The organism is Paraburkholderia dipogonis (assembly GCF_046027395.1).
GTDB classification, from domain to species: Bacteria; Pseudomonadota; Gammaproteobacteria; order Burkholderiales; family Burkholderiaceae; genus Paraburkholderia; species Paraburkholderia dipogonis_A.
Map to the genome: position 1 here is coordinate 151793 of NZ_JAQQEG010000018.1, position 19467 is coordinate 171259.

Sequence of the window (19467 nt, forward strand, 5' to 3'; positions counted from 1 at the left end):
CCGCGAATATGGGTGCTGCAATCGGCGTGCGCAACGTCACGAAGGGATTTCATCTCAAGCGGCGCGGACACTTCAGCGTGCTGGAGGACGTGTCGTTCAATGTGCGGGCGGGCGAGTTCGTTACGCTGGTCGGTCCGAGCGGCTGCGGCAAGACAACCTTGCTGGATCTGGTCGCCGGGCTCGCGAAGCCGGATCGCGGGCAGATACTGATCGACGGCCAGGCGATTGAAGGACCAGGGCTCGATCGCGGCATCGTGTTCCAGCAGTACGCGCTCTTTCCGTGGAAGACGGCGCTCGGCAATATCGAGTTCGGTCTGGAAGCGAAGGGCGTTCCCAAGGCCGAGCGTGCCGCGCGCGCCCGTTCGTTTCTCGATCTGGTCGGCCTCGGCGGGTTCGGGGATCGGTATCCGCATGAGCTATCCGGCGGCATGAAGCAGCGTGTTGCGATTGCGCGCGCGCTGTCTTTCGAGCCGGCCGTATTGCTCATGGACGAGCCGTTTGCCGCGCTCGACGCGCAGACACGCGAGACCTTGCAGGACGAACTGCTGCGCATCTGGCAACGCACCGGAACGACCGTCGTGTTTATCACGCACTCAATCGATGAAGCAATCTATCTCGGCCAACGGGTCCTCGTGATGGCGGCCGCACCCGGTCGCATCACCCATGCACTCGACGTGCATCTCGAACGCGGCGACCTCTCCGAAGATTTGCGCTCGACACCGGAATTCGTGCGGCTCAGACACGAGATCTGGCAATTGACGCATCACCGCCGGGCGACTTCGCGCCTCGCGGTCGCGCATGCGGCTTGATACAGGAAGGAGTCTGAGTGATGAGTACCTTATCGACACGATTCTCAGCGGCGAACTCGCTTGCCTCGGGTGTCGTCACTGCATTGCCGCGCGTGCTGCGTGGCAGCGTTGCCATCGTTGCCTTCTGCACACTGTGGGAGATTCTGCCGCGCGCAGGCTGGGTCGATGCGACCTTTTTGCCGCCATTTTCGACGGTACTCGGCGCGCTGTTCGAGATGGTGCGTTCGGGCGAGCTCGCCGAGCATCTGTTTGCCAGCGCGACGCGAGCCGTGGGCGGCTTTGCGATTGCGGTGGCCATCGGCGTGCCACTGGGTCTCGTGATCGGCTGGTATCGCACGCTTGCGGAGATTCTCAATCCGCTGCTCGAGTTGTTTCGCAATACGGCGCCGCTCGCGCTGCTGCCCGTCTTTGTGCTGGTGTTGGGCATGGGCGAGACATCGAAAGTCTCGATGGTCGTGTACTCATGCATCTGGCCTGTCGTACTCAATACCGTGAGCGGCGTGCGCAATGTCGATCCATTGCTGATCCGCTCCGCGCTCTCGATGGGGCTGACTCCGTTGCAGCTCTTTCGAAAGGTCGTGCTGCCCGCGTCGGTGCCGACTGTTTTCACGGGCATTCGTGTCGCGGGCGCTTATTCCATTCTCGTGCTGATCGCGGCCGAGATGGTAGGCGCGAAGGCGGGACTCGGTTACCTCGTCAATTACTCGCAATTCACGTTCGAGATTCCGAAGATGTACGCGGGCATCGTCACGCTCGCGCTTCTCGGACTCGTGTTCAATCACGCCGTCCTGCTGGCGGAGCGGCGGCTGACGGCCTGGCAGGGCGAACGCTGAGCGTTCACCTTCGTCGGGCACTCGGTGCATCACTTAGGGAATGTCTTTCATGACGGACAATGCGGGAAAACACGGCCGGCCACCGGTGACGGCCGCGGACAGTGGGGTGCGGCATGACGCCGACGTCCTCGTGATCGGCGGCGGACCGGCCGGCGCATGGGCGGCGATCAGCGCGGCGGCCAGCGGTGCGCGCGTGGTGCTGGCGGACAAAGGATTTTGCGGCACGTCGGGCGCGACCGCGCCGGCCGGCACGGGCGTCTGGTACGTGCCGCCCGGCGACGACGCGCGCGGCCACGCGAAAGCGAGCCGTTTCAAGCTGGGCGGAGAGCTCGCTGAACAGTCATGGATGGATCGCGTGCTCGAGCAGACCTGGATCAACGCGCAGCAGCTAGCCGAGTGGGGCTATCCCTTCCCGGTCGACGAAGACGGCCAGCAACGACGCACGTCGTTGCAAGGACCTGAGTACATGCGCCTGATGCGCAAGCGCGTCAAGGAAGCCAACGTCCGCATACTCGATCACAGCCCGGCGCTGGAACTGCTGGTCGACGAAGGCGGCGCGGTAGCCGGCGCGGCGGGCGTCGATCGCCAGGCCGGCGACGCGTGGATCGTGCGCGCGGGTGCAGTCGTGATCGCGACAGGCGGCTGTGCGTTTCTCAGCAATGCGCTGGGTTGTAACGTCCTCACCGGCGACGGCCAGCTCATGGCCGCCGAAGCCGGGGCGGCGCTGTCAGGCATGGAGTTTTCGAACGCCTATGGCCTTGGGCCGGCGTTCTCATCGGTAACGAAATCGCTGTTCTATAACTGGGCGACGTTCTATTACCGGGACGGGTCCGTGATTCCGGGCGCGGGTTCGTCGCACGGGCGGGGTGTGATCGCTCAAACGCTGCAGACCCAACCGGTGTTCGCTTGCCTCGATCGCGCCGACGAACAGATTCGCGCATGGATGCGCACGGCGCAACCAAACTTCTTCCTGCCGTTCGACCGGCTCGGCATCGATCCATTCACGCAGCATTTCTCCGTCACACTGCGTCTCGAAGGGACGGTGCGGGGCACTGGCGGCCTCCATCTGATCGACGAGACGTGCGCGACCTCGGTCGAGGGACTCTATGCGGCCGGCGATGCAGCGACGCGCGAACTGATCTGCGGCGGCTTTACCGGCGGCGGCAGTCATAACGCGGCGTGGGCGATGTCTTCGGGTTTCTGGGCCGGTGCGGGCGCGGCGGACTACGCCCGTTCACAATGGCGTTCCGCGCGCCCGCGCAGGGTCTTGCGTGCCGGCGGCGCAGGATTGCGCGACGGCGGCGGCACGGCGCCTTGCGACAGCAATGAAGTGATTCGCAGCGTTCAACACGAAGTGTTTCCGACACAGCGCAACTGGACTCGCCAGGGCGATCTGCTCGATGACTCGCTCTCGCGTCTCGATGCGCTGTGGCATCGCGTGCGCCGTGCCGCGCCGGCGCGAAGTGCGCTGGATGCCGTGCGTGCGCGTGAGGCGGCGGCGATGCTGGCGACCTCGCGCTGGATGTATCGCAGCGCGCAACAACGCACGGAGACCCGCGGCATGCATCGGCGCCGCGAGCATGCCGCGCTCGACCCGTCGCAGAGGCAGCGTCTGTTGAGCGGCGGACTGGACGAAGTCTGGATCGACAGGTTGGCCGTGTCGCGGCCGGCTACTGAAATTGAAGGAGTGCCGGCATGATCGAAATCGTCGACAGCGCGCGCTGCACCGGTTGCAACATCTGCGTGCGCGCGTGTCCCACCAATGTGTTCGACGCCGTGCAGGACGGCGTGCCCCGTATCGCCCGCCAGGACGATTGCCAGACCTGCTTCATGTGTGAGCTGTATTGTCCCGAAGATGCGCTTTTCGTCGCGCCCCAAACCGGGCCGATGCCGGTCGGCGAACTCAGCGACAGGGTGTTTGGGCACTACCGCCGCGCAGTCGGCTGGGGTCGCGCACGGCAGTCGACCGCGAACCAGGACGCGAGCTACGAGTTGCTGGTTCGGGCGCATTGATAAACCGTGATGGGCGCGCATCGACGCGCGCCGCTTCGAAACCGCTCGTCAGAGCGCGAGCCGCCCTTCGGACGCAATGACGGACAGCGGATTGCGCTGGCTCTGTACTTCGCGCGCCTGCAGCGCTTCAGGCAGCGACGCCTTGTCGCCCGCGCGGCCGATCGCAATCGCGGCCTCTATCGAGTAGACGTCGGGTACGGCGAGTGCCTGGCGAATCTTCTCGCGTTCGATGCCGGCCAGGCCGTGCGCATGCCACCCGGAGAGGCTGGCCTGTAGCGCCAGATAGCCCCACGCGGCGCCGGTATCGAACGAATGAGTCGGCGCGGGGACTTCGGCTGCGGCGCCGGGCGGCGTGAACGTGCTCTTCGACAGCACGATGACAATGGCCGCGGCGTGTCGCGCCCAGCCACGATTGAATTCGTTGAGGAATCCGAGGAATTGTTCCCAATGGGGCGTGTCGCGTCGTGCATAGACGAATCGCCACGGCTGGGAATTATAGGAGGAGGGTGCCCAGCGGGCCGCTTCGAGAAGCGTCAGCAGCGTGGCTTCGGGGATGGGATCAGAACGGAAAGCGCGCGGCGACCAGCGGTCGAGGAATTGCCGGTCGATCGAATGGTCGGCCGTACGTGCGTTCGATGTCGTCATGGGTGGTTGCTCCTGGGAAGAATGAATTCGACGCTTGAGCCTGAGAGGCAAAAAGATGCCCCTGGCGATGCCGGATCACTTTATCCGAGCGCTCTGCATGACCGAACCGATTTATTCTCGCAACGTTATTCCGCGATCGATTCGACTTCGCAAATCCGGCTCGACGTGTGTCTTCATGCCCGGCGTCATCCTGACGCGTCGCTCTGCGCGCGGCGTGATTAGCGTTTAATGCGTTTTCCGAAAACTAATCCACAAAACCTTGTTTGCGCTTCCTTTTTCAGGCCGCTAGATTCGTTCGTAGGGCAATGAATCGACGGAGGCCGCATGGCCACGCTTTCAACGACGCTGATCTGGGGCGGCCTTCGGCATCCTGTGCGAAGTCTGCGAAAGCAATGGTCAAATCGCGCACCCGTCATGTCTGAGCAAACCACGCGCGAGACACCCATTGCCAGCTACGCATGCCAGTCTGCCGAACGGCTCGAACGCATCGCGGCTTACGCACGCTGCGGCTATTTCCATATGGAATACACCGCGGGCATGTTTGTCGTGCCGCTCGACATGCCGGAATGAGTTCGCGGCGGACGGTGGCGTGGAGCAGGGTGGCCGCGAGCCGGAGCGACCAAACCGATGCTTCTTTAGAAATCACAATTAATTAGTTCGGCTTCGGCCGCGTCTCTTTCATAGTGTCTCCTGATGGCTATAGGCGGTTGCTTTCGCCGGTGCCTTGAACCAGCGCGTAAGGATTCGCGCGATATCGAAGGAGACGTCATGACGCTTGAACTCGCAGAACGACCCACCCACGCGCTGCTCGAAGCCGCGCGCTCCCACGCGGCCGAAGCCGGCCTCTCCTACGCAGGCGGCGTGTCGCCGCAGGCTGCGTGGGCACTCGTCCAGGCCGGCGACGCGGTACTGGTGGATGTGCGCACTGCCGAAGAACGCAAATTTGTCGGACTCGTGCCGGACAGTCTGCATGTCGCCTGGGCAACCGGCACCAGTCTGACGCGCAATCCGCGCTTCGTGCGTGAACTGGAGGCCAAGACCGGCAAAGATGCGGTCGTGCTGCTGCTGTGCCGCAGCGGCAACCGCTCGGCGCTAGCCGCCGAGGCCGCCGCGAAAGCCGGCTTCACGCAGGTTTTCAACGTTCTGGAAGGTTTTGAAGGGGAACTGGATGGCGCGCAACGGCGCGGCGCCAGCAATGGTTGGCGCTTTCACGGGCTGCCATGGATTCAGGACTGAAGCGAACCGGATCGTCCACGCTGCACTTTACGGGGAGTAACCGCTGTGGCTGTGTTTGATGTCGATGAGATTGTTGAGGCGCTTCAAACGGTCCGTCAGCAATGGCGCGAAGTGCAGAAGCGCTCGCTCGAACCGGGCGGGCGGGAATTGCCGGGGCGCGAGGCGCTCGCGGAGATCATCGATACGCTCAAAGGCGTGCTCTTTCCGATGCGGCTCGGGCCACCCGATCTGCGTCAGGAAAGCGAAAACTTCTACGTCGGGCATGCGCTCGACGCCGCGCTGCACGCACTGCTCGCCCAGGCGCGGCTGGAGCTGCACTACCGCAGCCGGCATCAACCGCCGCCCGCCGACACGATCGAGACTCAGGCGGCCATCACGGTGCGCGCTTTTGCGGCGCGCCTACCGGCGATTCGCACCTTGCTCGACAGCGACGTATTGGCGGCGTTTCACGGCGATCCCGCGGCGGGCAGCGTGGACGAAGTGCTGCTCTGTTATCCCGGCGTGCTGGCGATGATTCACCACCGGCTGGCGCACGAGCTTTATGGACTCGGCCTGCCGCTGCTGGCGCGGATCGTCGCCGAGCTCGCGCATGCGCAAACCGGTATCGACATCCATCCCGGCGCGAAGATCGGCGCCGGCTTCTTCATCGATCATGGAACCGGTGTGGTGATCGGGGAAACGGCTGTCATCGGCGAACGGGTGCGCCTCTATCAGGCCGTCACGTTGGGCGCGAAGCGCTTTCCACGCGATGCGCAGGGGCATCTGGAGAAAGGCCACGCGCGTCATCCGATCGTCGAGGACGACGTCGTGATCTATGCGGGCGCGACGATTCTCGGGCGCGTCACGCTCGGACAGGGTTCGGTGATCGGCGGCAATGTGTGGCTGACACAGGACGTCGCGCCGGGTTCGCATGTGACGCAGGCGGTGTCGCGCAACGAAGGCACGGAGGCTGCCGCAGGGCTCGACCGCCCACCGCGCGTTCATGCAGGCGCTGAGCACGTCGCGGCGGCGGGAGCCGCGCGATGAGCGGACTCGTCAGGGAGTTCGGCGCCGCTGTGCGGCGCCTTCGCGAGGCACGCGGCTGGTCGCAGGAGCAATTGGCCGAACACGCAGGACTGAACCGATCGTATGTCGGCGAGATCGAACGCGGTTCCGCCATCGCGTCGATCGTCACGGTCGATAAGCTGGCCCGCGCGTTCCAGGTGCCGATCGAACGCCTGCTCAATCCATCTTCCGACGGCGCGGACATCTCCGCACTCGCGCGTCCCTTGCGTGTCGATCCAGTCCCGGCGAGTTAGCAGACCTTCTGTTGCCGTCTATAGCATGTTGAAGGGCTGGGGTTGCCTCCCGATAATCACTTTCGCTCATAAGCTTTCCCGTTTTTCTTCTATCAACCCCGGAGCTTCAGATGACAGCAACAGTGGGCGGCCTGACGGCGCTCGGCGATACCGCAGCACGGCAACTAGCCAATGCCACCAAAACCGTTCCGCAACTTGCCACGATCACGCCGCGTTGGCTCACGCATCTGTTGCAATGGCTGCCGGTCGAGGCAGGCATTTATCGTCTGAACCAGGTGAAGAATCCCGAAGCCGTGGTGGCCGCCTGCACCGCGCGCGAAGACGAGAGCATTCTGCCGCGCACCTTCGTGCCCTACGAAGAGCAGCCGCGCGAGTATTTCCTGAATGCCGTCAGCACGGTGCTCGACGTGCACACGCGGATCTCGGATCTGTATAGCAGCCCGCACGATCAGATCAAGGAACAACTGCGCCTCACGATCGAGACGATCAAGGAGTTGCAGGAAAGTCAGTTGATCAACAACCCGGACTACGGCCTGCTCGCGAATGTGGCCGAGGAGCAGCGCGTGTTTCCGCTGACCGGCGCGCCGACGCCCGACGATCTCGACGAATTGCTGACCAAGGTATGGAAAGAGCCGGCGTTCTTCCTGACGCATCCGCTTGCGATCGCCGCCTTCGGCCGTGAATGCACGCGCCGTGGCGTGCCGCCGCCGACCGTCAGCCTGTTCGGCTCGCAGTTCCTGACGTGGCGCGGTATTCCGTTGATTCCGTCGGACAAGGTGCCGGTCGCCGACGGCAAGACCAAGATCCTGTTGCTGCGCGTGGGCGACAAGCGCCAGGGCGTGGTCGGCCTGTTCCAGCCGGGCGTGGCCGGCGAGCAGGGTCCGGGTCTGTCGGTTCGCTTCATGGGCATCAACAATCATGCGATCGCGTCGTATCTGATCTCGCTCTATTGCTCGCTTGCGGTGCATTCGCCGGACGCGCTGGCAGTTCTCGATGACGTGGAGATCGGCAAGTACCATGACTACCCAGACACCTACAAGTAAGCCCATGGACAGCGTCCTGCCGCACGATGTGCCGACCGGTCCGCCTGGGGGTTTGCCTGCGGGATTGCCCGATCCGGCGACGTTGGCGTCGCTCGCCAATGCGTTCTTCTCGGCGTTGCCGGGCACTGCTTCGCATGCAGGCGCGACGCCCGGTGTCGCCGGCACGCTGCCGTTCACGGCGCCCGTGACCAGCGAAATCAGCAATCCGGCTCCGGCTGGTTCGCCACTCGCGGGCCCTGGCGGCACGGGCACCGGTGTGCCCGGCGCAGCGTTGCCGCAAGGTCATGTGCCCGGTGGCAACCTGCTGCCCTCGGCGCCGACGCAGATTCTGTCGCTGGGTAATCGCGCACCCGCGTTGGCGCCGCATGCCACGGCTGCGAACGGCTTGCCGGATAACGTGGTGACCGTTGCGCCCGCACTCGATCCGCGCTTTGGCGGAGCCGCGCTGGGTGTGCCAGAGGGACATGGCGCGCAGCGTCCGTCGGCCGGCGGTGCGTCGCCTGCGTCAGTTGCGTCGCCGGTCTCGCCGGCATCTGCATCGCCGTACTATTTTCTGGGCGAGTTGGGACAGCCTCACACGCCGACAGCGGCGTCGCCGGATATCGTCGTGCCGGTGTGGAACGAGGTGAGTGCGCGATCGTTCGGTCTGCCCGCTGTCGATGAACCGCTTGCCGAGCAACGTTTCCCGTACGACCGTCCGGCCGCCTCGCACGCGGCGCCACCGCCGATGCCGTCGCAGCACACGGACGGCTCGCATTATTTTCTGAGCCTGAATGAGCCGTCGCGCTTTCCTGGGCAGACACCCGGCGCGGCGCACGGCGTGCCGCATGCCGGGCCGTCAGCGCATCCGCCATTCGATGTGAATGCGATCCGTCGGGATTTCCCGATCCTGCAGGAGCGTGTCAACGGCCGTCAGCTCGTATGGTTCGACAATGCGGCGACCACCCAGAAACCGCAGGCGGTGATCGACCGGCTGGCGTATTTCTACGCGCATGAAAACTCGAACATCCATCGGGCGGCGCATGCGCTGGCCGGCCGCGCCACCGACGCCTATGAGGCCGCACGCAGCAAGGTGCAGCGTTTCATCGGCGCGGCGTCGCCGGAGGAAATCATCTTCGTGCGCGGCACCACCGAGGCGATCAACCTGATCGCGAAGACGTGGGGTGTGAAGCATGTCGGCGAGGGCGACGAGATCATCGTCTCGCACCTCGAGCATCACGCCAACATCGTGCCGTGGCAGCAGCTTGCCGCGCAAACCGGCGCGAAGCTGCGCGTGATTCCGGTGGACGACAGTGGCCAGGTTCTGCTCGACGAATACCGGCGGTTGCTCAACGACCGGACCAAGATCGTCTCGGTCACGCAGGTGTCCAACGCGCTCGGCACCGTCGTGCCGGTCAAGGAAATCGTCGAGCTGGCGCATCGCGCGGGCGCGAAGGCACTCGTCGACGGTGCGCAGTCGGTGTCGCACATGCGGGTGGACGTACAGGCGCTCGACGCGGACTTCTTCGTGTTCTCGGGTCACAAGGTATTCGGTCCGACCGGCATCGGCGTCGTCTATGGCAAGCGCGCGATTCTGGAAGATATGCCGCCGTGGCAGGGTGGCGGCAACATGATCGCTGACGTAACTTTCGAGCGCACGGTGTTCCAGCCTCCGCCGAATCGTTTCGAAGCCGGCACGGGCAATATCGCCGATGCGGTCGGGCTGGGTGCGGCAATCGACTACGTTCAGCGCGTCGGCATCGAGAATATCGCGCGCTATGAGCACGATCTGCTGGCGTATGCGACGAGCGTGTTGCAACCGGTGCCCGGTGTACGTCTGATCGGCACGGCGCGCGACAAGGCCAGCGTGTTGTCCTTCGTGCTGAAGGGCTACGAGACGGAGGAAGTGGGGCAGGCGCTGAACGAAGAGGGCATCGCGGTGCGCTCGGGGCATCACTGCGCGCAGCCGATCTTGCGGCGCTTCGGCGTCGAAGCAACCGTGCGGCCGTCGCTCGCGTTCTACAACACCTGCGATGAAGTCGACGCGCTGGTGTCGGTCGTGCGGCGGCTGTCTTCACGACGTTGACGATAAGCGGCGGTCGCGATGGCCGCCGCTTTTCTTACTCTTACTTGCGCAACGGCTTTTCCAAACCAGCCGGTTGGCGCTGGACGCGTCGTGTGCGCGTCACCGTTGAGGTACGGGCCGCTTAACTTTCCACGATCCGTAAGCGCAGCGGCGTGTACCCGCCGCATCGGGTGACGATATCGGATACGCGAGTCGCGCCGCCGCCGGGTACGTTATCGCTCGATCGCAAAGGCTTCGAACTGCATCGGCGCGCGAGCGCGTTGAGCGATTTCTCCTCAATCGAGTCCACGCACGGGCCGCCACCACGCCGCTATACGGAGCGGCATGGCGGCGGCACATTAGCGGAGTGCCGGGTCAGGCGTCAGAGTCGAAGGAAACGTTCTGGCCTGCATCAGCGGTCGACGCCGGCGCCGTCTGATCGCCGGACCCGTTCGCGCCTGACGAGGCGGACTGCCCGGCGGTGGCGTCTGGCGCTACAGGAGCAGTCTGCTGTGCCTGCGGCTGTGTCCCGGCCTAACCCGTTGTCATGCCCGCGCTCCACATCCATCGATTCAAGGCTGCGTGATCGGCCAAAGTCAGTGGGCGAGACTGCGTGGCGGAGACCTGCCCATCGCTGCCGACGGTATAGGCCCGTGCGCCGGAACGATCAGCCTTTGTGACATTGCGGCTGCCGTCCCTGTTGTAGTCGACCGTCGTGAGCGTGCCCGTGCCTTCGTTGCGGTCGAAGGCGATGGACGCGGTCGGTCGGCCCTTCGAATCGTAGTCGACCTTCTCGCCCACGTTGCCGAGATCGTTGTATGAATAGACGGAATGGCCGCCGTCCGGCTTCCGCACGGTCGTGTCCCCGGCGCGGCCGGACAGCGGATCGTAATCGTCTGTCTCGGTCTCACCGCCACCCATCATCTGTTTCCGCGTCAGCTGGTTGTCTGCGTTGTAGTGTTCGACCACCGGTTGCCCGTTGTTGGGCCTCATGACCTGGCGGCCGCCGTCCGGAGCGTACTGGACGATCACATCCGGCCCTCCTGCCGGGACGTAATGCCTGGCGGAGACAATGCGCCCGTTTTTGTCGAAGTTCTGCTCGTATCCCACCAGGTTCTGGTCGTTGTACGCATAGCTCGTCTTGCTGCCATCCGGATGGGTGATGTCCTGATTGGTCAGGCGGTTGTTGCCTGGATCGTAGTAGTTGTTCTGACCACCGAGTGCTGTTTCCGCACCGACCGGCTGCGGCGGTGCAATCTTCGCCGCGCGCTCGCTGTGCTCCTTGAACGCCTGCTGATCCGTCGCGCTGAACGTCATGGGCTGCTCCACGGACCGGTTGCCGTCCTTCTTGATGGTCACGCGCGTGCCGTTTCCATCGGCGCGCACCGAATCCAGCGTGCGGCTGCCGTCCTGGTTGTAATGCGTGTGTGACGAAACCCGTCCCGAGCCGGGATCGTAACGGTACTTGTCAACAGGGTTTCCCTTGGCGTCGTAGTCGCTCTGCAAGCCGATCTTGCCCTGATCGTTGAATGAATACAGCGTCTTGCTGCCGTTCGGACGTGTTACGACTTGATTCGTGTCGACTCCCTCGTTGGGATCGAAATAGTCTTTTTGGGTTTCCCGGCCTTGGGAGTCGTACTGCGTCATCAGCCTGGTCCGGTTTTCCGCGGAGAAGTACGCATCTTCCCCTTTCATGGTGGGGCCGAATTGCGTTTCCATGCGCGAGCCGTCCGGACGGTAGCCGCGCTCAGTGCCGGAACCGTCGGCGTTGAAGTCACTCTGCTGAATCGTCTTTCCGCCACCGTCCGTTACGTTGACGCCATAGCTGCCGTCAGGGCGGTAGTATGAGTAGTTGGCCGTCCGCAACGGCTTGCCTTGCGAGTCGACTGTTTGCGATTGCAGGCGCTTGCCATCCTTGAAGGTCTGTGTGGACACGTCGCCGGACGGCCACGTCTCGGTCATTGACGTGATGTCGCCGCGATCGTCGCTGTTGTAGTGAACCGTCGGTTGGCCGGGTTCGATAGGCGCGGATCCGCTCATGCTGCCGTCAGCGTTGTACTCGCTGCCGGCGCCAACGTCACTCGGACCGTTCGCGAAAGATCCCATGAAGCTGGAGATGAGCCGGTTCTGGATTTGCGTTTCCGTAAGACCAGCGTTGGTGTTCTTTGCGTAGGCTTCGTCGAAATATGGGAAGAGCGCTGGTGAACCAGCTCCTGTGAGCTTTGTCCCCGGCCGATCTGGCGTCGCTGTGTTCTGCTCGACTTCCCGAGCGATCTTCCATTGATTGCCTTCCGCTACAGCCTGGGCTCTTATGTACCTCGTGGCCGCCTGGTTATATGCGTCCGGATCGCGGGGATTGACACCGTAATTTTGTGCGAATGCCCTCTCTTTGGGATCGTCGAGAAAATGGCTTAGCTCGTGAGACAAGGTTCCGAGCAGCTCAGTATCGTCATCATTAAGCAATTGCGGAGTCAAGATGACTTGTTTGCGAACCGGATCAAATTGCGTATACGAGTCGTTGATCACCGCAATAGGCCGGTACGCGCCGCTCTTGATTCGTTCATCTGCTTCATGGATATCCGAGACGAAGGTCCGACTCGCGTTGATCAGCTTGAGCTGATTCGGCGTAGGTTTCATGTCGCCCCAGAGGACTTCCTGGCCGGTGACAGGTTGCAGGTTCACGCTCATGATGTCATCCTTTTCAGTCAATTGAGGGCATGCCGTCCCGAGCTGCAGTGCGCGACTCGACAGCAGTAGATCGGCGGCACGGCCGCGCAATGCGCGGTTAGGGTAGGATGTGCTTCCGCGGATTTTCGTGGCGGTAGCTGTTCATTCGGCACTAATAGCGCGCTGAAGGATTTGTACTGCGTGCCCGGAGAACGCTGCCGCGCGCTGGCATTTCGAAAACGATCGGCCAGAAGGGTGTACCCAAGACTGTGACAATTGAAGTCGGGCGACGGATCAGCAACGAAGCTACGCATCTTTGCTCAGGCCGCAGGTGCGGCAGCGGACTCATGGCCGTCTGACGGTCTGTGTCGGAATCTGTGTCCGCTGTCTGCATCGCGGTCCGTCCAGTGGCCGCTCCGGATGCGTCGGCCGTATCTAGTTGCGAGCCATCATCGACCGCAGCATATACAGACCGTCCGCTGCCGCCGTTGTTGCTGGCGGGGGACTGGGGCAGGTTGCTCGCTGCCTGCCGTGTGCCTGCCGTGTGGGAGCGGCAGGCGCCGGCCTGACTGGTTGCCGCTGCGGTCTGGACGTCTCGATGGCTTTAACTGGCTAACTCTGTACCGGAGCCGGTGCGCCCTTCGGCGTTGCCACGCCCGCCGCCGGATACGTGTAATCCTGCCCCCGGTTGCCGTTCCTGTCGACGACATGGTCGGTTTGAGAACCGTCGGCGTTGAACTTAGCCACGGCCCGACTGCCGTCGTTGTTGTACTTCACAGCGAATGTATTCCTGCCAGTTTCGTCGAAGTCAGCCGACAACATGGGGTTCCCATTGCGATCGTATTGGAACTGCGAACGGACGCGGCCCTGTGTATCGTAGTCGGCCACCGTGTGGCCACCGTCCGGCGTCGTATGGTCCTGGTTCGTGGAATAGCCCGTGTCCGGGTCCAGATAATTCGCATCGAACTTTTGGCCCTTGGCGTCGTAAACCACAATCCGCGTGTTGTGATTGCCGGCGTTGAACGAAGTGGCTTGCGCCGAGCCGTCGTTTGCGTAATTGCGGACTGTGCCTGACTTGTCTGCGTTGAAGTCTGCATGTTCGGTTTCATGTCCGTTGCCGTTCTTGACGTCGACCGAATAGCCGCCGTCCTGGTTGTGCTCGTAAACCGATGCGGAAGTCACCTTGCCCTTGCCGTCCAGTAACTCTGAAGACTGGATCTTTCCCCCGGAGAATGTCTGTATGGCATGGTCTCCGGACTGCCAGCTCTCCGTCATCTGATTGATGTCGCCCTTGTCGTCGCCGCCAAATACGACCTCCTTCGGACGGCCGGGCACAGGCGCCGATGCGCCGCTGGAATCTCCGTAATACTGGTAGTAGCTTTTGTCCGGTGCGGTGCTGGGGACTTCATTAACGTAGTCGTTCATTCCGGCGAAGATGAGATGGTTGCGATCCTCTGCGTCCGATTTTCCGTCATGGACATCGGCAGCATGCTGGTCATCGAGCTTCTGTTGGAGGTTATGTCCGCCCAGGTAGATTCGGGTTCCGGGCGCGTTGGGCGTGGCCGTGTTCTTTTCGATGTCCTGTTGCACCTGCCAGTTGTTAAAGACTGCTTCGCCTTCCCCATGCGCCCCGGTTAACGCCGCTACGCTATAGGCGTTAGGGTCGCGCGGATTAACCTCGTACCGGGACGTGAACGTATTCTCATTCGCCTGATTTTCGTAATGACCGATTTCGTGCGACAGGGAGCCTACCATCGCGCCAGCGCTCCCCGACGAATTGACATCCTTGCCGACCACAATGCGTCGCTCGTCTTGGCCTGCGAAATAGGTGCCATTGTCCTTGCCGATCGTCATTGGCTTCAACTTGCCCGAACTCACATCGGCGCCGTAGTCCCGTAGCTGGGACTGCAGCGTTGGGCTTGCGTTGATGAGCCTGATTTCCTCTGGCGTGAGCTTCACGTCGCCCCAGTATGATTCCTGGCCAGTAAGCGGCCGCATTCCAATACTCGTGTTCAATGCCATATTCATTCGCCGGTAGCTGATTGATATACGTGTCGCGTTCTGCTGATCTGCATGCGCGACACGCGAGAGATCCGCGCGGTGTACGCGGTAAGAGGCAGTGTGTCGGTCAGCATCCCGAGCGGGTGGTGATAGTTCACTCGATGCGCGTTTTTAGCCGAAGTCCATGACTTGTATTGGATAGGCCGCGGCGCGAAAAAGCGTGTGTGCGAATGTTATGGCGTAGGAATGTATGGCGTAGTAAAGCGCGAATTCGACCAGTTGCCGCCCGCTTTGAAAGCGCTACGGACAGGGCCTAAACTCGTTTTCATCCGTCAATCGCGTCACTGATCGACGCAACTATTCTTGAAAGCACTTGCGTCAGGTCCTAAACCATCGGCCTTGGCGCCTGCATTCAATTGATTCTCTTCAGATATTCCCACGGGTAGATCCCCTGTGCGTGCCCATCGCTGAACACGATCTGCATGCCGTAGCCCATCGGCTGCATGTCGACGATCGCGACACGCGGCGAATCGAATCGCGCCTTGCCCGAATGCGCCAGGCGGCGGCATGTCGAGCAAGGGCAGCGGTCTCTCAACGTTGTGTTGTCGATTGATTGCGTGCGACCGTCGTCCCACTTCAGGGACAATCGCCCGCTCGCGGCGTGGACCGTGATCTGCTGAGGGGCATTCATCGCCGTGCGCTTTCGATTTGAGTCAGGGCGATTCGCGCCGCCTTGCGGACTTCCGGATCGGGATCCGTGGCGGCCGCCTGCAAGGCCGGCAACGACGCTGCGTCGCCCAGTTCGCCGAGCGACAAGGCCGCTTCCTTGCGCAAATTACTGATCGCGTGCGTCAACAGCGACGCGACCGCCGTGCTCGTGCTTGCGTCGTGTAGTTTGCCCAAGGCACGGACCGCTTGCAGCCGGACTTGCCAGTAGTCGTCATCGAGCGCCTCGATCAGCGCATCTCGCGCGGCCGTCGCGCGCAGTTTGCCGAGCGTAGCCGCCGCTTCTTCACGGACCTGCCATGCGGCATCGCGTAACGCGCCCAGCAACGCGACAACGGTGTCTTCGGTCGACGCGGCGCCGATGCCCAACGCGCCGATCGCCGCGCGCCGCACGGCGGCATTCGGATCATGCGCGGCGATGCGGGTGAGGGGGCCAAGCGCGCGCTCGCTTTTCAGCCAGCCGAGCACGCTCACGGCCTCGAGCCGCACGAGGTCTTCGCTCGCTGTCAGCGCGGCCAGTGCCGGTTCCAGTGCGCCCGTATAGCGCAATTCGCGCAGTCCGCGAAGCACGGCCTGGCGCACGAACGGATCCTGATGCGTGGTCCACGGGACGAGCAGCGTTCCCGATTGCGGGTCCTTCAAACCGGAGAGGCTCTGTGCCGCCGCCTCGCGGACCTCGTCGACCGGATCCATTAATGCCGCGCAGAGCACCTCTACCGCGTCGGCACGTTCCCACGCACCCAGCACCTGGGCGGCCTGAGCGCGGACTTCCGAAGACGTGTCGTGGCGCAAGGCCGCGACAATAGGTTCGAGCACGGTTTCGTCCTCGAGGTCGGCGAGCGCCAGCAGAGCGATGCGGCGCACGGCGGCGTCCGTGGATGTCAAACGCGGCAGCAGTTCGGCGGCTTCCGGATCGAGAGAGTCGGGGTCGAACGTCAGCGGAAGCGAGATATCGGTCATGAATGGAGTGATGTGTGAAGTGGAACGAATAGGGCCATTACGCCGGTCGGGCGGGCGAAGCCCGTCACGCCGCCGCCGCTTCGCGCAGCAACGCGAGGCAGCGCCGCTTGATCTCGACGAATTGCGCTTCGGTCGTGGTCTCGTCGTCGCGCGGACGCGGCAACGTCACGCGCAGATCGGCGACGATGCGCGCCGGCCGCTGCGACAGCACGAGAATACGGTCGGCGAGAAACAGCGCTTCGTCGATATCGTGCGTGACGAACAGCACGGTCGTGGGGACCTGGGTCCACACATCGAGCAGCAAGGCCTGCATCATGCGGCGTGTTTGCGCGTCGAGCGCGCCGAACGGCTCGTCCATCAGCAACACACGCGGCCGGTTGATCAGCGCGCGCGCGATTTCCACGCGTTGCTGCATGCCGCCCGATAATTGCGCCGGATAACGTGTGCCGAATCCGCTCAGGCCGACCAGATCGAGCAGATCGCTCGCTTGCCGGCGCCGCTCGTCGGCGGCGAGGCCCTTCATCTTCAGGCCGAACGCGACGTTGTCGATCACGCGCTTCCACGGAAACAGGGTGTGCTGCTGGAATACGAGGCCGCGTTCGGGGTGAGGGCGCAGCACCCGTTCGCCGTCGACGGCGATCTCGCCCGCGCTGGCCGTTACATGACCGGCGAGCGCGGCCAGCAGGGTGGATTTACCGCATCCCGACGGTCCCAGCACGCACACGAACTCACCTGGTTCGACGCTGAACTCCAGTTGATCGAGCGCGGTGAAACGTTGCTCGCGTAAACCCACCTCCACGCTCAGCGCCCGCACGTCGATGCGTCCCGCCGGTTTCGATTGCAATTGCGTACTCATCGCTGCGACGCCTCCATCCGGTACCACGGTATCAGCGCCAGGCCGGCGCGCCGCACCAGCAGGCTACTGCCCATGCCCAACGCGCCGATCAGCAGCATGCCGACGACGATGTCCGCATAGTTCTGCAACGTGTACGACTCCCATGTGAAATAGCCGATCCCGTATTGGCCCGCGATCATCTCGGCGCTCACCAGACAGAACCACGCGGTGCCCATGCCGATCGACAGGCCCGTGACGATGGCAGGCGCTGCGCCCGGCAGAATCACTTCGCTGAACAGCGCGCCGCCTCGCGTGCCGAGCGACCGCGCCGTCGCGACCAGCCGCGGATCGACGCCTTCCACGCCGTGGATCGTGTTGAGCAGGATCGGAAACAATGCGCCGATGAAGGTGATGAACATCATGCTCATCTCCGACGAAGGAAACATCAGGATGGCGAGCGGGATCCACGCGACCGCGGGAATCGGCCGCAACACTTCGAGCGGCGGCAGCAAGGTGTCTTCGAACGCGCGATAGCGGCCGATGGCGAGCCCGAGTCCAATACCCACGACGCTCGCCGCGACAAAGCCCACCAGCACGCGCATGAGGCTCGCGAGCAGATGCATCGGCAGCTTCGGCGAGTGGAGCAGGGCCCATGCCGCCGGCACGACATCGCTCGGCGCGGGCACGTTGGCGAAGGTCACGAAGCCGAACGAGACATGATGTTCGGCAAGCACTTGCCAGATGCCCACACACGCCAGAACGGCGGTGATCCTGGCCAACGCGCGGATAAGGCGTGCCGGTCTCCAGATCCGCTGACCGGGAGCGCCGCGCCGGATGCTTGCGCTTTCGGTTGCTTCAAGAATGGCTGACATCGAAGACTCTCCTGAATAATGCACGCCGGTGCACGCTGCGGGCTATCGGTCAGCGCGCCGCGACGGTTTGTGTCGCGTCGGTTTTGGCAGCGGCGAAATCCACGACATTGCCGTTCACCTGCTTCGCGTAGCTATCCGCGTTTTCTTTCAGGAGGAATCCGGCGAGGTTGCCCTTGGCGTCCTTCACGTACCACGCCTGATTGGCGAAGAGTTTCAGTCCGCTCGAATGATCCTGAATGTAGACGACGCGCACTTTCTTGCCGCCTTGTTCGAGCGTATTGACCGCGGCGAACGCTTCTTGAGCCGACGCATAGTCGCGCACCTTGCCTTCGCCATCGACCCAGACCTGCGTCACGGCGCGTAGATCGGTGATGCGTTTGCCGGATTGCGCGTCGTTGGCGACGAGCGGTTGCTTCGCGTAGTTCTTGAGCGCCGCGTCGTAGTTCAGGCCGGATTGCCTGAACGCTTCACGGATATAACGATCGTCGATGAAAGTGTTCACATCCAGATCGACGTCGGTTTTCTTCAGCAATTTGAGCGTGCTGATCGCCGTGACCGTCGCCTGACGGTATTCGGGCTTCCACGTCAGATCGCGTGTTTGCAGACCGAGTGGCCCGTGGAACAGATAATTGACTTCGGCGTCGATGCCGGTCACTTTCTGGATCAATTGACTGTACTTCTCCGGATCCTGCGCGAACAACTGGTTGGCTTCGATCACCGCGCGCAAATACGCGACCACCACCTCCGGATAGCGCTTCGCATAGTCCGCGTCGACCAGCGTGCCGTGGAAGGTCGGCGCATGCGTCTGCGCGCCGTCGTAAATCTTGCGCGCAAAGCCGCGGAACGGGAACAGTTCGGCGAACGGTACGAAGTCGGCATGGGCGTCGATCTTATGGGCCTTCAACGCGCTGCCGGCCACTTCCGGCGACTGCGTGATGATGTTCACGTCGGTGTCGGGATTCCAGCCTTGTGCCTTGACGGCCCGCAGCAGCATGCCGTGCGCCGCCGAAGCGAACGGCACCGAGATCGTCTTGCCCTTCAGGTCGGCGACCGAGTGGATCGGCGAATCGTCCGGCACGACGATGCCGTTGCCGCTGCCCTCGATGCTGCCTGAGAGCACGGTGATGAACACGCTCTTCTTACCCGCCTTCTGGAACGCCGTGCCGTTCAATGAACCGGGAAAGTCCGCCATCGATCCGAAGTCGAGCTTGCCCGCGACCATCTCGTTGGTGATCGGCGCGCCGGACGTGAAGTCTTTCCATTGCACGTCGTATTTGACGTCCTTGTACTTGCCGTCATGCGGCAGATACTTCTCGAGCAGATTCAGTTCGCGGATCAGCAGGCCGCCGGTGGCGCAATTGATCGTCGTGTCCTGGGTGCCGATCGCAATGCGGATGGTCTCGGCGCGCGCGGCGCTAGTGGTGAGCGCCAGCAGGCCGCTCGCGAGGAGCGTCGTGGCAAGCAGATGGCGGATATTCATGAGTT

Annotated in this window: 18 protein-coding genes; 10 read left to right on the top strand and 8 right to left on the bottom strand. The window is 63.1% G+C overall.

The window, feature by feature from the left end:
• Positions 1 to 8: 8 nt before the first annotated feature.
• Genes PQR32_RS19885 through PQR32_RS19900 form a run of 4 tightly spaced genes read left to right on the top strand, consistent with a single transcriptional unit; the run spans position 9 to position 3655 of the window.
• Positions 9 to 809, top strand: a complete 801-nt coding sequence (locus PQR32_RS19885) for an ABC transporter ATP-binding protein (protein WP_408230496.1) — start codon at positions 9 to 11, stop codon at positions 807 to 809.
• Positions 810 to 829: 20 nt separating this feature from the next.
• Positions 830 to 1642 (top strand): ABC transporter permease, encoded by an 813-nt coding sequence (locus PQR32_RS19890; protein ID WP_408230499.1) that lies wholly within the window; start codon positions 830 to 832, stop codon positions 1640 to 1642.
• Between the two features lie 49 nt (positions 1643 to 1691).
• Positions 1692 to 3341: an FAD-binding protein gene (locus PQR32_RS19895; protein ID WP_408230502.1), complete on the top strand. Its 1650-nt coding sequence runs from the start codon at positions 1692 to 1694 to the stop codon at positions 3339 to 3341.
• Positions 3338 to 3655, top strand: coding sequence for a 4Fe-4S binding protein (locus tag PQR32_RS19900; RefSeq protein WP_408230505.1), 318 nt, complete (start codon positions 3338 to 3340; stop codon positions 3653 to 3655). Before PQR32_RS19895 ends, PQR32_RS19900 begins: the two co-directional genes overlap by 4 nt.
• A gap of 48 nt (positions 3656 to 3703) precedes the next feature.
• On the opposite strand, the gene PQR32_RS19905 is transcribed toward PQR32_RS19900, so the two are convergent.
• On the bottom strand, positions 3704 to 4300 hold the full coding sequence (locus tag PQR32_RS19905) for a nitroreductase family protein (protein ID WP_408230508.1): 597 nt from the start codon (positions 4298 to 4300) through the stop codon (positions 3704 to 3706).
• A 414-nt stretch (positions 4301 to 4714) separates the two neighbouring features.
• Here PQR32_RS19905 and PQR32_RS19910 point away from each other — a divergent pair, with 414 nt between their 5' ends.
• The 6 genes from PQR32_RS19910 to PQR32_RS19935 all read left to right on the top strand — a co-directional run bounded on the left by PQR32_RS19910 (position 4715) and on the right by PQR32_RS19935 (position 9942).
• Positions 4715 to 4870, top strand: coding sequence for a hypothetical protein (locus tag PQR32_RS19910; protein WP_408230511.1), 156 nt, complete (start codon positions 4715 to 4717; stop codon positions 4868 to 4870).
• A 198-nt stretch (positions 4871 to 5068) separates the two neighbouring features.
• The gene (locus PQR32_RS19915) at positions 5069 to 5536 is read left to right on the top strand and encodes a rhodanese-like domain-containing protein (protein WP_408230514.1); all 468 of its coding nucleotides are present in this window, start codon (positions 5069 to 5071) and stop codon (positions 5534 to 5536) included.
• A gap of 45 nt (positions 5537 to 5581) precedes the next feature.
• Positions 5582 to 6562 carry a serine O-acetyltransferase EpsC gene (gene epsC / locus PQR32_RS19920; RefSeq protein WP_408230517.1) on the top strand — a complete coding sequence of 327 codons (981 nt, stop codon included), beginning with the start codon at positions 5582 to 5584 and terminating at the stop codon, positions 6560 to 6562.
• The gene (locus PQR32_RS19925; RefSeq protein ID WP_408230520.1) at positions 6559 to 6834 is read left to right on the top strand and encodes a helix-turn-helix domain-containing protein; all 276 of its coding nucleotides are present in this window, start codon (positions 6559 to 6561) and stop codon (positions 6832 to 6834) included. The genes epsC and PQR32_RS19925 overlap by 4 nt, the downstream gene beginning before the upstream one ends.
• A 110-nt stretch (positions 6835 to 6944) precedes the next feature.
• Entirely contained in the window at positions 6945 to 7877 is a 933-nt protein-coding gene (locus PQR32_RS19930; RefSeq protein WP_011493308.1) for a family 2A encapsulin nanocompartment shell protein, read from the top strand.
• On the top strand, positions 7852 to 9942 hold the full coding sequence (locus tag PQR32_RS19935) for a family 2A encapsulin nanocompartment cargo protein cysteine desulfurase (RefSeq protein ID WP_408230524.1): 2091 nt from the start codon (positions 7852 to 7854) through the stop codon (positions 9940 to 9942). The genes PQR32_RS19930 and PQR32_RS19935 overlap by 26 nt, the downstream gene beginning before the upstream one ends.
• 513 nt (positions 9943 to 10455) lie before the next feature.
• Here PQR32_RS19935 and PQR32_RS19940 read toward each other — a convergent pair.
• The 7 genes from PQR32_RS19940 to PQR32_RS19970 form a co-directional block, all read right to left on the bottom strand.
• Positions 10456 to 12609 (bottom strand): RHS repeat domain-containing protein, encoded by a 2154-nt coding sequence (locus tag PQR32_RS19940; protein WP_408230527.1) that lies wholly within the window; start codon positions 12607 to 12609, stop codon positions 10456 to 10458.
• Between the two features lie 591 nt (positions 12610 to 13200).
• Entirely contained in the window at positions 13201 to 14610 is a 1410-nt protein-coding gene (locus tag PQR32_RS19945; RefSeq protein WP_408230530.1) for a hypothetical protein, read from the bottom strand.
• Positions 14611 to 15001: 391 nt separating this feature from the next.
• A complete protein-coding gene (locus tag PQR32_RS19950) occupies positions 15002 to 15280 on the bottom strand; it encodes a DUF971 domain-containing protein (RefSeq protein ID WP_408230533.1) in 279 nt (92 codons plus the stop codon).
• Entirely contained in the window at positions 15277 to 16275 is a 999-nt protein-coding gene (locus tag PQR32_RS19955; RefSeq protein ID WP_408230536.1) for a HEAT repeat domain-containing protein, read from the bottom strand. Before PQR32_RS19955 ends, PQR32_RS19950 begins: the two co-directional genes overlap by 4 nt.
• A gap of 64 nt (positions 16276 to 16339) precedes the next feature.
• Positions 16340 to 17131: an ABC transporter ATP-binding protein gene (locus PQR32_RS19960; protein WP_408230539.1), complete on the bottom strand. Its 792-nt coding sequence runs from the start codon at positions 17129 to 17131 to the stop codon at positions 16340 to 16342.
• On the bottom strand, positions 17128 to 17982 hold the full coding sequence (locus tag PQR32_RS19965) for an ABC transporter permease (protein ID WP_408230542.1): 855 nt from the start codon (positions 17980 to 17982) through the stop codon (positions 17128 to 17130). The genes PQR32_RS19960 and PQR32_RS19965 overlap by 4 nt, the downstream gene beginning before the upstream one ends.
• 49 nt (positions 17983 to 18031) lie before the next feature.
• Positions 18032 to 19462 (bottom strand): ABC transporter substrate-binding protein, encoded by a 1431-nt coding sequence (locus PQR32_RS19970; protein WP_408230545.1) that lies wholly within the window; start codon positions 19460 to 19462, stop codon positions 18032 to 18034.
• Between the last annotated feature and the right edge of the window lie 5 nt (positions 19463 to 19467).